A 12,914-nucleotide genomic window follows, 5' to 3' on the forward strand; every position below is an offset into this window, starting at 1 on the left:
CGTCGCGGCCCCGTTATCAGTCCAGGTATCGTTCGTAGTCTCTGGCATGCGCAAAGGCATGCTGTTCAAGTTTGTTATCAGCGGGTGCCGCTGCCCGGAACGCCAGTGAGTTAACAGGATTGTTATTGATGACCAGCTCGTAATGCAGATGAGGACCGGATGAACGTCCGCTGTTACCGGATAACGCAATAGCGTCTCCCCGGGTAACCCTGGCCCCTTTAGTAACGAGTATTTTATTGAGGTGGAGATAGCGAGTTTTAACACCGGCTTTTCCCGTTACTTCAACAAAATATCCCATGGTACTGTTGTATTCGGCCCGGGTGATTTTTCCGTCGATGACGCTGACTATTTTCGTGTTCATGGGCATGGAATAATCAATGCCATTATGGGGACTCACTTTTCCCGATACCGGGTTAAGTCTTGCAGGATTGAAAGGCGAACTGAGTCTTGCTGTGGCCGGTAACGGATAATCGAGACTGCCTTTCCCGGAAGTATCGGAAAGGTTATAGAACTTTTTATCTGATATACGATACGCCGTGTAATTAAATGAACCGGACGTAAATTTATAGGCCACGACACGTGATTTTCCCGCTTTCTTTTGCAGTACGAGTTTTAATGATTCATTTTTTTTCAAATGCCGCAGATTAAACCGGGAAGGCAAGGAGCGCTGAAGAGTAGCGATCTCGTTCGATTCCAGCCCCGAGCGGGTGGCTGAAAGGTAGGCATTTTCTTTTACGACATCGGTAATGCTGCCAACTTACTGATTTAGTGTATGATGGTGATTTTAAGGTGCTTGCGTGGCTTCCATTTCCATCAGATGTCCTTCCTGCTCCGCTACTGAAGGCGTGGTGCGTAACGGCAAAAGCACTGCCGGACATCAGCGCTATCTCTGCTCTCATTGCCGTAAAACATGGCAACTACAGTTCACTTACACCGCCTCTCAGCCCGGTACGCACCAGAAAATCATTGATATGGCCATGAATGGCGTCGGATGTCGCGCCAGTGCACGCATTATGGGCGTTGGCCTCAACACGGTTTTACGTCACTTAAAAAACTCAGGCCGCAGTCGGTAACCTGGCGCATACAACCGGGCAGTGATGTGATTGTCTGCGCTGAAATGGACGAACAGTGGGGCTACGTCGGTGCTAAATCACGTCAGCGCTGGCTGTTTTACGCGTATGACAGGATACGGAGGACGGTTGTGGCGCACGTCTTCGGTGAACGCACTCTGGCCACACTGGAGCGTCTTCTGAGCCTGCTGTCGGCCTTTGAGGTCGTGGTATGGATGACGGATGGCTGGCCGCTGTATGAATCACGCCTGAAGGGAAAGCTGCACGTTATCAGCAAGCGTTACACTCAGCGCATTGAGCGACATAACCTGAATCTGAGACAACATCTGGCAAGGCTTGGACGGAAGTCACTGTCGTTCTCAAAATCGGTGGAGCTGCATGACAAGGTCATCGGGCATTATCTGAACATAAAACACTATCAGTAAGTTGGAGTCATTACCGGTTTAGTCTATGAATAAACATTAAATAATGTCTACTTCCACCAGAACCCCAAAGTGATCCGATACAACCGGATAAAAATCGTTATTAAAAATCACCTGATGCTGCTTTACCACCATCGGTTGATTACTAAGAACCAAATCAATGCGTAGCGCTTGGCTATTTTGTTCCCAACCGTCAATATTTTTAATTACAGTAGTTCCGGAGTCTTTTATTTCTGCTATTTCATAACAATCTATCAAACCGCACTGTAATACATAATCATAACCTTCATTGCGTATATGGCTTGGGTTGTTGAAATCGCCTAATAGAAAGCTCAACTCTGTTGATAATGTTGCCTTTATTCTGTTGAACTGGTCCTCAAATGAGCTCTCTGAGTCACTCCACCAGCCGCAATGACAATTATAAAGATTGAAATCACCTCGTTGAGAAGTGACCTTAATACGCACTGCTCGCCTATGTTTCCAAAAGTTCACATCATAGTTATCACTTAGGTCAATGACCTCATGCTCGACAATCGGCAGTCGCGTCAAGAATGCCAGTCCCTCTTGATATACGTCATAACTTTGATGAACGAAATCCCATGTAAGTTGGTAGTGATAGCCGTATTCCATGAGTTTTTTCTGTAATAAATATCCATAGTTATCAGCGAGCACGGTGTGATTAGTTAATATATTGGCATCAACAGCCGAGCTATTTTGATGTTGATTCACTTCCTGTAATGCAACGACATCGCACCCTTGCTCGATAATGGCTTGCGCTACCACATCCAACTTTTCTAGTTGTTTCTCTTCTTGCCAACTATGGGTATTTAGCGTCATTAACTTCATTTATTATTCACTTATTCATTGTAGCGAGTTAAACGCAGCTCAAGGCTGCGTTTCTCGAGGTTATTTTATCTAGGGTAGAGAATGAATTACGCAGGTTGTGCTGAAAACTTCTCAACTAATCTAGATTTAATGACATCCACTCCTGGACCATAAATAACTTGTACTCCCTGTTCTTTAATTACAGCACCAAGTGCTCCTGTCGGCTTCCATAATGCATATTCAGCAACCAACTGCGGGTCATTAACTGTAATGCGCAAGCGAGTCATACAAGCATCAATCTCAACAATATTGGCACGGCCACCTAAATTCTGAATAATAATGTCCATCTTCTCATCTTCTGACATGGATTCTGAACTTTCATCGAGGTAGTTACCCATACGGCCCGGTGTTGGCAATTTAAATTTGACAATGAGCACACGGAATAATCCATAGTTAACACCAAAGAAAACAATAGAAACCAATGCGAAGCGAACCAAATCACCACCGATTCCCGCTGAAACCATCATAGGTATACGAGTGAGTAACTCAATCAAACCAAAGGCATGTATACGTAGGTCCATCACATCGACCAACGCAAATGCAATCCCTGTTAATACCGCATGCGCAACATACAAAACAGGAGCAATAAACATAAACATGAATTCAATAGGCTCTGTCACACCGGTTAATAACACAGCAAGACACGCAGATAAAAACATTGGCTTGTATTGTGCGCGCTTATCACTATCAACACAGTGATACATCGCAAGTCCAATACCAATCAATGAAGACGCTGCGATAATAACTTGGCCCGCTTTAAAACGTGCTGGATGCACCGTATCTAATAGATGTTGGTAAGTTGTCGGATCGCTTAATTTAAGATTATTTAAATCGCTAACCCAAGCAAGCCATAGTGGATCTTGACCATAAACACTTGCCCCCGCATTCACCCCTGTTAAAAGCTCATAAGTACCACCCAACTCGGTGTAATTCATTGGAATAGTTAAAGTGTGGTGTAAACCAAATGGCAGTAATAAGCGCTCTAACGTACCATACAAGAAAGGAGCAGTGATCGGCGCAGTGTCTTTAGAGGTTGCAATCCATTGACCAAAATCATTAAGCGCACCTTGAATTAAAGGCCATACGATTGATAAAGCAAACGCAATAATCATCGAATAGAAAATAACAACAAAAGGTACAAAACGCTTACCGTTGAAAAATGCTAATGCCTGAGGTAAGCGAGCGAAGTCATGATAACGGTTAAATAAGTTGGCACCTAAATAGCCAGACATAATACCGATAAACACACCCATATTTAGAGCAGGAGCACCCAAAATATTAGTGAAGAATTGAGAGACAGGTAGCTCAGAACCAAATAGGCTCATCACAACCGCCTCGGGATCACTGAGCATAGCGTTATCCACGCCTAATATAACCCCAGTGATACGGTTAATTAAGATGAAGGCGATCAGCGCGGCAAATGCTCCTCCTGCACGTTCTTTAGCCCATGATCCACCAATAGCGACAGCAAATAATAGGTGAAGATTAACTATGATCCCCCAGCCTATGTTTTCCATAATAGCGCCTAGTGTTTCAATGGCACCAATACCACCAGCATACATTGCGACAACTTTACCGAGTGATATCATGATACCAGCGGCTGGCATCACCGCGATAACAACGATAAGGGATTTCCCAAATCGTTGCCAAAAATCAAAAGATAGTAACTGACTCATAAATGATTCCTTGGTTTAAATGCAGGGTAGCCTTATCAAGGCCCTGCGATAAATATAATTTAGTGCTTTCTTGCAAATATATACGCAGCATAAGGTGGGGCAATTTGCGTCGCTATAAAATCTGAGCGAACGTGTTCATTGTTGACATTCTGATTATCAAGCATTAACTCGCCTAATTGCATGCGGTCGATATCAACGATGCTCTCTTGTGGACTTAAATTGGTAATAATGGTCCATGTCATATCTTGTGCAACACGTTGATAAGCATAGATATTAGGGTCGTTAGGTAGCAGCAATTGATAGCGGCCAACCACTAAACTTACATTTGACTTACGCAGAGCAATCAGCTGCTTATAGAAACTCAAAATCGAATTTGGATCTTTCTGTTGTTGCTCAACATTGATATCTGCGTACTGTTGATTGACGGAGAACCAAGGTTGCACCTCAGAAAAACCGGCAAAATCCTGCGCATTCCATTGCATTGGCAAGCGACTGTGGTCGCGAGATACTTGATTTAACAAGGCTAAGATGTCTGCATCGCTTTGACCTTGTTGAGATAGCTTTTGAATTAAATTTCTAGCAGACACATCATTAAATTCATCAAGAGAAGTAAACTGATGATTTACCATACCAATCTCTTGGCCCTGATAAATAAACGGAGTTCCTTTCATCAAGAAATAACAACTCGCTAACGCGGTAGCACTGGCATACCTAGAGGTAGGGTCGGCAAAAGTATCAATGCTACGAGCTTGATCGTGGTTTTCTAAATAAAGCGCATTCCAGCCTTTACCTTCTAATGCATCTTGCCAACGCGATAAAATGCGTTTGAACTCCACTAGATCTAAAGGCACGTTGCTTTGTTCTTCCGACCATAGCTTCATGTGTTCAAACTGAAAAATCATGTTGAAAACACCGCCTTGATCGTGCTCGGTCGCTTCGGCAACCCAAAGTAATGCATTGTCGGCAGTCACCCCATTAGCCTCACCAACTGTCACTATGTTAAAGGGATCAAACGCCTGCTCTTTTAACTCATGCAGATGTTTTTCAATCCCTGCCACATTCATATGATAATCAAACGAAGAGACATACTTTTCACCCTTTGGATTGGGTAAAGAAGGTAAACCTGGTTGTTTCTGAATATGGCTAATTGCATCCACACGGAAGCCATCAATACCACGCTCCAACCACCAATAAATCATTTTAAATAGTGCTTGTTTAACTTCAGGATTTTCCCAATTCAGATCAGGTTGTTTTTTTGAAAATAGGTGCAAGTAGTACTGTGCAGTTTTTTTATCATATTCCCATGCGCTGCCATGAAAAATACTTTCCCAGTTGTTTGGGTCGCAAGTCGGTTTTTCAGCGGTAGGCTCACAACCATCACGCCAAATATACCAATCGCGCTTAGGGCTATTTTTGTTATCTCGAGATTCAATGAACCATGGGTGCTCGTCGCTAGTGTGGTTGATCACTAAATCCATAATAATGCGAATGCCACGTTTATGAGCAGCACTGATTAGTTCATCCACATCCTCAAGGGTTCCAAAGTCAGGATGAATCGCTTGATAGTCACTAATATCGTACCCGTTATCATCATTAGGTGATGCATAGAATGGGCAAATCCATATTAAATCAATGCCCAAATCAGCAAGATAATCGAGCTTAGCAATGATGCCATTGATGTCACCAATACCGTCCTGGTTTGTATCATAAAAACTACGGGGATAAATTTGGTAGGCGGTTGCTTTCTTCCACCACGCGAGTGGTTTTGAGTGCATATTAGGAGCGAGTGTCATCGGTTATACTATATGTGTTATCGTTAACATATATAGTTAAGTAGAACCGATTTGGACTCAACACAATTTCAGAGGAATTGTGAGCTTTCTCTCATCTTTATGTCGAATGTGCCTTCAACAGAACTGAAATCGCGCTTGAGCAATTTTTTGACAGCTTGGTAGCCCACTTGATAGTAGTTAAAAGCGACAGTCGTCAGGCTCGGGACTAACAAATCGCTGTAGTCATAGTCACCCATGCCTACAATCCATACGTTATGACCGATCTTGAGTTGCTGTTCTTTGGCGCGACGATATAAACGAATGGCAATATTATCGGTGGCACAAAAGTAGACATGATTAGGCTGTAATTGAACGGCCTGATAGCCAGCTTTGTCCTCCGAGTTGGCTAGGGCTTGTAGTGATAAATTCAACTCAGGGACGGTGTCGGTAATAGTGGCTTGCATCAACTTAGTGCGGCTAGAAAGCATACGCTCATCATAAATATAATGTACGGCAGCCAGCGGTGCCTGCTGCTGTTTTAACTGAGTGATGGTGTGGGAGACGAGGGCTTTAATCGCTGCATGATCGGGGTAATATAAACAGCAATGGTGGGGGGTATTTTTGCCAATAAATACCACATTGTCTAAGGTTCGATAAAAAGTCTCTTCGACACTGTGCTTTGACGCAATAATAATCGTGCCCAATGCATTTAAGCCGTTAAACTCTCTCACAGCTTGGCATTCTGACTCATGGTTAAACCCTGTGGCATGAAACAGCATTCGTACTTGTGATTCATTGGCAGCAGCCAGCGCCCCTTTAATCACTAAACTGGTCGTATATGACTCAATACGAGGCGCGATGAAACCAATAATATTGGATTGGCTACGAATGGAGCGAGCAAATATATTAGGCGTGTAATGACTCTCTTTGACGATGGCATCAATTTTAAGGCGGTTCTCTTCCGAGACATAACCGCCATTAAAGTAACGCGACACAGTCATTGTTGAAATTCCAAGCTGCCTTGAAATCTCAGCCATGGTCATTTTTTTACTCATTACCTATTTCCTTCAATAATGCACTATTGCCATATCTCCAAGTGACTTCAAGATACAGAATTCAGAGTTGAGTCACTTGGGCATAGTATCCAATATATTGGCTAACAACACAGTAAATAAAACTGGGTGGACGTATGAGTGTTTAATTTTCACTCACAAGATTTAGACCTGAACTCAAGACCAAGGAGCGAGCGGTAATGCTGCCAACTTACTGATTTAGTGTATGATGGTGATTTTAAGGTGCTTGCGTGGCTTCCATTTCCATCAGATGTCCTTCCTGCTCCGCTACTGAAGGCGTGGTGCGTAACGGCAAAAGCACTGCCGGACATCAGCGCTATCTCTGCTCTCATTGCCGTAAAACATGGCAACTACAGTTCACTTACACCGCCTCTCAGCCCGGTACGCACCAGAAAATCATTGATATGGCCATGAATGGCGTCGGATGTCGCGCCAGTGCACGCATTATGGGCGTTGGCCTCAACACGGTTTTACGTCACTTAAAAAACTCAGGCCGCAGTCGGTAACCTGGCGCATACAACCGGGCAGTGATGTGATTGTCTGCGCTGAAATGGACGAACAGTGGGGCTACGTCGGTGCTAAATCACGTCAGCGCTGGCTGTTTTACGCGTATGACAGGATACGGAGGACGGTTGTGGCGCACGTCTTCGGTGAACGCACTCTGGCCACACTGGAGCGTCTTCTGAGCCTGCTGTCGGCCTTTGAGGTCGTGGTATGGATGACGGATGGCTGGCCGCTGTATGAATCACGCCTGAAGGGAAAGCTGCACGTTATCAGCAAGCGTTACACTCAGCGCATTGAGCGACATAACCTGAATCTGAGACAACATCTGGCAAGGCTTGGACGGAAGTCACTGTCGTTCTCAAAATCGGTGGAGCTGCATGACAAGGTCATCGGGCATTATCTGAACATAAAACACTATCAGTAAGTTGGAGTCATTACCTACGACATCGGTAGAATACATTTACTGGAATTCGCCGTTAGCATGAACACTGCGGCGTATGCTAGGGGTTTTCAGGAGGCGTGTCATCTGTCAGTTAATCGGGAGCACCGTTGATGGTCGTCATTTTTGTAACATATCTTGTTTCCCGTTTGCTCCTGAAGCTCTGGGAACTGTATGACCAGCCCGACGGTGATGATTAACGGGACTGAAACAGGTTACGGCAGAGCAATATGGGGCTCATGTCCTGCTACGTAACCCGTCAGTAAAGCCCTGCTGCGCACCTGACGCTAAGCACTAACCCGCCTGCAGTTACCTGGTCGAATACAGCCCGCGAAGCTTTCTTGCCTGCGTCTGATGTGCTTCCGCACCGGCATTATTGACCTGCTCATGCACGAGAGCGGCTTTTTCTCCGGCATTCAGTTCGTTAAAAGAAGAAGACGAGGTCTTTGAATTTGCATCACTGCCGGACAGCATTTTTTTATGTTCCTCAATCATTTTCTGATGCGCATAGGACGCGCTGTTGTTCATAAATGAATGAGCAACAATGGCCCTTTCATGTTCATTCATTTCAGAGAATGAGGGCGTGTTGTTTTTATTAACCCTGTCCGGTAAGTTTTCATGCGTCGAGGAATTCACATGACTGACGGCTGAGGCATTATTAACAAATCGATGTGCTTCATGGGCAATATCACTGGACTGAGCAAAAGCTGCCCCACAAAATAAAGCTGTAAACGCAGTGGTCGTGATTAATATATTCATGTGTAATTACCTTCTGAGGTACATAAAAGATGTCCTTATGATCATATATAAAAATAATCAACCTGTGGGGAAGATGACGTAAATGTAATACAGCTATGTACATTACACGATTGAAATGAATTTGTTTCTTAAGGTGTGCTAGATTCATTTCATTGTAAGTGGATGAACCAGTAATTTAATTTAAATCGGTTCTCGAATTCTGTCAGTAACCATACTTTAAATAAGGGAATGCGCATGCTGTTGAAAACGTCTCGACGAACTTTCCTGAAGGGGTTAACCCTCTCTGGCGTAGCCGGAAGTCTTGGCGTATGGAGTTTCAATGCGCGTTCCAGTCTGAGCCTGCCAGTTGCCGCATCCCTGCAGGGTACTCAGTTTGACCTGACCATTGGTGAAACGGCCGTCAATATCACGGGCAGTGAGCGTCAGGCCAAAACAATCAATGGAGGCCTGCCGGGGCCCGTTCTTCGCTGGAAAGAAGGTGACACCATTACCCTGAAGGTCAAAAACCGTCTTAATGAACAGACGTCCATTCACTGGCACGGCATTATTCTTCCGGCCAATATGGATGGTGTTCCGGGGCTGAGTTTTATGGGCATAGAGCCTGATGATACCTACGTTTACACCTTTAAGGTTAAGCAGAACGGGACTTACTGGTACCACAGCCATTCCGGTCTGCAGGAACAGGAGGGGGTATACGGTGCCATTATCATCGATGCCAGGGAGCCAGAACCGTTTGCTTACGATCGTGAGCATGTGGTCATGTTGTCTGACTGGACCGATGAAAATCCTCACAGCCTGCTGAAAAAATTAAAAAAACAGTCGGATTACTACAATTTCAATAAACCAACCGTTGGCTCTTTTTTCCGCGACGTGAATACCAGGGGGCTGTCAGCCACCATTGCCGATCGGAAAATGTGGGCTGAAATGAAAATGAATCCGACTGACCTCGCGGATGTCAGTGGCTACACCTACACCTATCTCATGAACGGGCAGGCCCCGCTGAAAAACTGGACCGGACTGTTCCGTCCCGGTGAAAAGATACGCTTACGGTTTATCAACGGCTCGGCAATGACCTATTTCGATATCCGTATCCCCGGGCTGAAAATGACGGTCGTGGCTGCAGATGGCCAGTATGTAAACCCGGTTACCGTTGACGAATTCAGGATTGCCGTTGCCGAAACCTATGATGTCATTGTGGAGCCTCAGGGTGAGGCCTATACCATCTTCGCACAATCCATGGACAGGACCGGTTACGCTCGAGGGACACTGGCCACGAGAGAGGGGTTAAGTGCTGCCGTTCCCCCCCTCGATCCCCGTCCTCTGTTGACCATGGAAGATATGGGTATGGGGGGAATGGGACATGATATGGCAGGAATGGACCACAGCCAGATGGGAGGCATGGATAACAGCGGAGAGATGATGTCTATGGACGGTGCTGACCTTCCGGATAGCGGGACATCCTCCGCGCCCATGGATCACAGCAGCATGGCCGGTATGGATCATTCCCGGATGGCCGGAATGCCGGGTATGCAAAGTCATCCTGCGTCAGAAACGGATAACCCACTGGTTGATATGCAGGCGATGAGCGTCTCTCCGAAATTAAATGATCCGGGTATTGGTCTTCGAAATAACGGAAGAAAGGTTCTCACGTACGCGGATTTGAAAAGCCGCTTTGAGGATCCTGACGGACGTGAACCTGGCCGTACCATAGAACTGCATTTAACCGGCCACATGGAAAAGTTTGCCTGGTCATTTAACGGAATCAAGTTTTCAGATGCCGCACCGGTGCTGCTGAAATACGGTGAGCGGCTCAGGATCACGCTGATCAACGATACCATGATGACTCACCCCATTCACCTGCATGGTATGTGGAGCGATCTGGAAGATGAAAACGGTAATTTCATGGTTCGTAAACACACAATAGATGTTCCCCCTGGTACAAAACGCAGTTACAGAGTGACAGCAGATGCGCTTGGCCGCTGGGCGTATCACTGCCATTTGCTCTATCACATGGAAATGGGAATGTTTCGTGAAGTCCGGGTGGAGGAATGATGCGAATGAAGAGAAATTTGAAGGCCATACCTGTTCTGGTCGCCGGTTTGTTTACCTCACAGCTTTCTATTGCGGCGGGCTCCGTCTCTGCAGATCCCCACGCCGGGCACGACATGTCTGCCATGCAGATGCCAGCAGATGAGAATTTCACTGAGATGACGTCAATGGAGCCCATTGTAACTGAGAGCAGAACGCCAATTCCGCCTGTTACCGATGCCGACCGGAAGGCTGCATTCGGCAATTTACAGGGGCATGCGATTCACGACAGTGCGATTAATTATCTGGTTCTGCTGGATCAACTGGAATGGCAACGGTCGGATAACACCAACAATTTCAGCTGGAGTGTTAACAGCTGGATTGGAGGCGACACAGATCGGATTTGGCTAAAGAGTGAAGGTGAACGAAGCAATGGGGAAACGGAGGCGGCTGAAGCGCAGTTACTCTGGGGACATGCGGTTGGCCCATGGTGGGATTTGGTTGCGGGTGTCAGGCAGGATTTCAGACCTGCTTCTGCCCGGACCTGGGCTGCTGTCGGTTTTCAGGGGCTGGCACTCTATAATTTTGAGTCTGAAATTACGGGTTTTGTCAGTAATGGCGGAAAAGCAGCCCTTCGTCTGGGAGGAGAATACGACGTTTTACTGACTAACCGGCTCATACTCCAGCCATCCTATGAGGTGAATTTCTACAGTCAGGATGATGAATCGCGGGGTCGCGGCAGGGGACTGACTGACACAGAGCTGGGGCTCCGGCTGCGCTATGAAATACGCCGTGAGTTTGCACCCTATATAGGCGTTTCCTGGAATCAACTTTACGGGAAAACATCCGATATGGCGAAAAGAGAAGGTGAGAAAGACCATCAGGTAGTATTCCTGGCGGGAGCCAGAATCTGGTTTTAACGCACTGATATAAAACACTCAACTAAACAGGTAAATAAAATGTCGATTTTAAATAAAGCCATTCTTACAGGTGGCCTCGTTATGGGCGTTGCTTTCTCTGCTATGGCCCATCCGGAATTAAAAAGCTCTGTGCCACAGGCTGATTCAGCCGTAGCGGCCCCGGAAAAGATTCAGCTTAATTTCTCGGAAAATCTGACCGTGAAATTCTCAGGTGCAAAATTAACGATGACGGGTATGAAAGGCATGTCATCACATTCTCCGATGCCGGTCGCGGCAAAAGTGGCGCCAGGCGCTGACCCTAAATCGATGGTCATTATTCCGCGAGAGCCTTTACCCGCTGGCACTTATCGTGTTGACTGGCGCGCGGTTTCTTCAGATACGCACCCTATTACCGGTAATTACACCTTTACAGTGAAGTAATATTATGAACGACCTGATTATGATTGTTATTCGTTTTCTTCTTTATCTGGATTTGATGGTAATATTTGGATTGCCATTTTTTCAGATATATGGAATAAGCGGTGTCAGACATGAAACCTATAACCTGACTAATTTCAGGTCGTTTATAACCTTTGCTGTTGTTACAGGCATCATTCTTACTGGCATTAATATGCTCCTGGTATCTAATGCCATGAGTGGAGTAACTGACCTCAGAGAATTATCCATCCATGTTATCGAGATGGTGATAGAAGAAACTGATGTGGGTATTAGCTGGATTGTCAGGCTCTGTGCCCTGTTTACCACACTCGGTGCTTTGTTCCTTTACACTAATAAGAGAGTATTGTCCTGCCTGCTGATGACGATGAGTGGGGGCGTGGCGCTGGCTACACTTGCCTGGGGAGGACACGCCGTTATGCATGACGGTCTGCATTACTATCTCCATTTACTGAGCGATCTGACCCATCTCGGCGCTGCAGGTGCCTGGACAGGTGCTCTGGTTGCATTTGCTATCCTGCTGATGCGCAGAAACGAGCATAATGCACAGAGCGTCATTGTGATATCTGACTCCCTGGCAAAATTTGCCACGGCAGGAACGGTGATTGTTGTAGCCCTGATCCTGAGTGCGCTGGTCAACTATCTGTATATTGCTGAGGGTAACTTAACTCCCTTATTCAACAGTTCCTGGGGGAGGATATTGCTTGCCAAGACGGCTCTGTTTGTTCTGATGCTTCTTCTGGCTGCAGCAAACCGGTTTCACCTGGGTCCCCGGCTTGAAGTTATGGTCAGGGAAGGGAATTATGATCGCAGCGTTGCCCTGATGCGAAACAGCATCCTGACAGAATTCGTTGTTGCGATTATCATTCTGGGCGCCGTAGCGTGGCTCGGAATGCTTGCTCCGTCTCAGGTCAGCTAGGGGACAGCCAAA

General features: G+C 46.1%; 12 protein-coding genes. 6 read left to right on the top strand and 6 right to left on the bottom strand.

The annotated features are described in order from the left end of the window. Nucleotides 1–16 precede the first annotated feature (16 nt). Complete coding sequence (locus tag V7Q49_RS18825) at nucleotides 17–748, bottom strand: peptidoglycan DD-metalloendopeptidase family protein (protein WP_077228014.1); 732 nt, start codon at nucleotides 746–748, stop codon at nucleotides 17–19. A gap of 49 nt (nucleotides 749–797) precedes the next feature. Here V7Q49_RS18825 and V7Q49_RS18830 point away from each other — a divergent pair. Next, a protein-coding gene (locus V7Q49_RS18830; protein ID WP_223289738.1) for an IS1 family transposase occupies nucleotides 798–1,495 on the top strand; the annotation gives its coding sequence in 2 pieces (ribosomal slippage) (nucleotides 798–1,047 and nucleotides 1,047–1,495; 699 coding nt in all). A 36-nt stretch (nucleotides 1,496–1,531) separates the two neighbouring features. Here V7Q49_RS18830 and V7Q49_RS18835 read toward each other — a convergent pair. From V7Q49_RS18835 to V7Q49_RS18850, 4 genes are all read right to left on the bottom strand, one after another. Then, complete coding sequence (locus V7Q49_RS18835) at nucleotides 1,532–2,338, bottom strand: endonuclease/exonuclease/phosphatase family protein (protein ID WP_073971254.1); 807 nt, start codon at nucleotides 2,336–2,338, stop codon at nucleotides 1,532–1,534. Between the two features lie 86 nt (nucleotides 2,339–2,424). Continuing rightward, entirely contained in the window at nucleotides 2,425–4,053 is a 1,629-nt protein-coding gene (locus V7Q49_RS18840; protein ID WP_062779820.1) for a PTS transporter subunit IIBC, read from the bottom strand. Between the two features lie 59 nt (nucleotides 4,054–4,112). Continuing rightward, nucleotides 4,113–5,846 carry a glycoside hydrolase family 13 protein gene (locus tag V7Q49_RS18845; protein ID WP_062779822.1) on the bottom strand — a complete coding sequence of 578 codons (1,734 nt, stop codon included), beginning with the start codon at nucleotides 5,844–5,846 and terminating at the stop codon, nucleotides 4,113–4,115. A 68-nt stretch (nucleotides 5,847–5,914) separates the two neighbouring features. After that, nucleotides 5,915–6,880 (bottom strand): LacI family DNA-binding transcriptional regulator, encoded by a 966-nt coding sequence (locus tag V7Q49_RS18850; RefSeq protein ID WP_045332106.1) that lies wholly within the window; start codon nucleotides 6,878–6,880, stop codon nucleotides 5,915–5,917. A 248-nt stretch (nucleotides 6,881–7,128) separates the two neighbouring features. On the opposite strand from V7Q49_RS18850, the gene V7Q49_RS18855 reads away from it, so the two are divergent. Beyond that, nucleotides 7,129–7,826 (top strand): IS1 family transposase gene (locus V7Q49_RS18855; protein ID WP_223289738.1). Its coding sequence is split into 2 segments (ribosomal slippage): nucleotides 7,129–7,378 and nucleotides 7,378–7,826, totalling 699 coding nucleotides; the frame shifts between segments, so codons are not numbered across the junction. A 324-nt stretch (nucleotides 7,827–8,150) separates the two neighbouring features. Here V7Q49_RS18855 and V7Q49_RS18860 read toward each other — a convergent pair. After that, nucleotides 8,151–8,600 carry a copper resistance protein gene (locus V7Q49_RS18860; protein WP_001023257.1) on the bottom strand — a complete coding sequence of 150 codons (450 nt, stop codon included), beginning with the start codon at nucleotides 8,598–8,600 and terminating at the stop codon, nucleotides 8,151–8,153. A 234-nt stretch (nucleotides 8,601–8,834) separates the two neighbouring features. Between V7Q49_RS18860 and pcoA the strand changes: the two genes are divergently transcribed. From pcoA to pcoD, 4 genes are read left to right on the top strand one after another with little or no spacing between them, the layout of a single operon-like run. Further along, nucleotides 8,835–10,652 (top strand): multicopper oxidase PcoA, encoded by a 1,818-nt coding sequence (gene pcoA / locus V7Q49_RS18865; protein WP_000925242.1) that lies wholly within the window; start codon nucleotides 8,835–8,837, stop codon nucleotides 10,650–10,652. A 5-nt stretch (nucleotides 10,653–10,657) separates the two neighbouring features. Continuing rightward, on the top strand, nucleotides 10,658–11,548 hold the full coding sequence (pcoB, locus tag V7Q49_RS18870) for a copper resistance outer membrane transporter PcoB (protein ID WP_001378118.1): 891 nt from the start codon (nucleotides 10,658–10,660) through the stop codon (nucleotides 11,546–11,548). A 39-nt stretch (nucleotides 11,549–11,587) separates the two neighbouring features. Beyond that, nucleotides 11,588–11,968 (top strand): copper resistance system metallochaperone PcoC, encoded by a 381-nt coding sequence (gene pcoC, locus V7Q49_RS18875; protein WP_000025662.1) that lies wholly within the window; start codon nucleotides 11,588–11,590, stop codon nucleotides 11,966–11,968. 55 nt (nucleotides 11,969–12,023) lie between these two features. Then, on the top strand, nucleotides 12,024–12,902 hold the full coding sequence (gene pcoD, locus V7Q49_RS18880) for a copper resistance inner membrane protein PcoD (protein WP_229692861.1): 879 nt from the start codon (nucleotides 12,024–12,026) through the stop codon (nucleotides 12,900–12,902). Nucleotides 12,903–12,914: the final 12 nt, after the last annotated feature.

It is taken from the genome of Leclercia sp. (genome assembly GCF_036780805.1).
In the GTDB taxonomy this organism is placed as follows: Bacteria; Pseudomonadota; Gammaproteobacteria; order Enterobacterales; family Enterobacteriaceae; genus Enterobacter.

What these genes read in the sequence shown, in the direction of transcription:
- V7Q49_RS18835 (WP_073971254.1), bottom strand. Translation starts at nt 2,338, where the DNA reads ATGAAGTTAATGACGCTAAATACCCATAGTTGGCAAGAAGAGAAACAA.
- V7Q49_RS18840 (WP_062779820.1), bottom strand. Translation starts at nt 4,053, where the DNA reads ATGAGTCAGTTACTATCTTTTGATTTTTGGCAACGATTTGGGAAATCC.
- V7Q49_RS18845 (WP_062779822.1), bottom strand. Translation starts at nt 5,846, where the DNA reads ATGACACTCGCTCCTAATATGCACTCAAAACCACTCGCGTGGTGGAAG.
- V7Q49_RS18850 (WP_045332106.1), bottom strand. Translation starts at nt 6,880, where the DNA reads ATGAGTAAAAAAATGACCATGGCTGAGATTTCAAGGCAGCTTGGAATT.
- V7Q49_RS18860 (WP_001023257.1), bottom strand. Translation starts at nt 8,600, where the DNA reads ATGAATATATTAATCACGACCACTGCGTTTACAGCTTTATTTTGTGGG.
- pcoA (WP_000925242.1), top strand. Translation starts at nt 8,835, where the DNA reads ATGCTGTTGAAAACGTCTCGACGAACTTTCCTGAAGGGGTTAACCCTC.
- pcoB (WP_001378118.1), top strand. Translation starts at nt 10,658, where the DNA reads ATGAAGAGAAATTTGAAGGCCATACCTGTTCTGGTCGCCGGTTTGTTT.
- pcoC (WP_000025662.1), top strand. Translation starts at nt 11,588, where the DNA reads ATGTCGATTTTAAATAAAGCCATTCTTACAGGTGGCCTCGTTATGGGC.
- pcoD (WP_229692861.1), top strand. Translation starts at nt 12,024, where the DNA reads ATGGTAATATTTGGATTGCCATTTTTTCAGATATATGGAATAAGCGGT.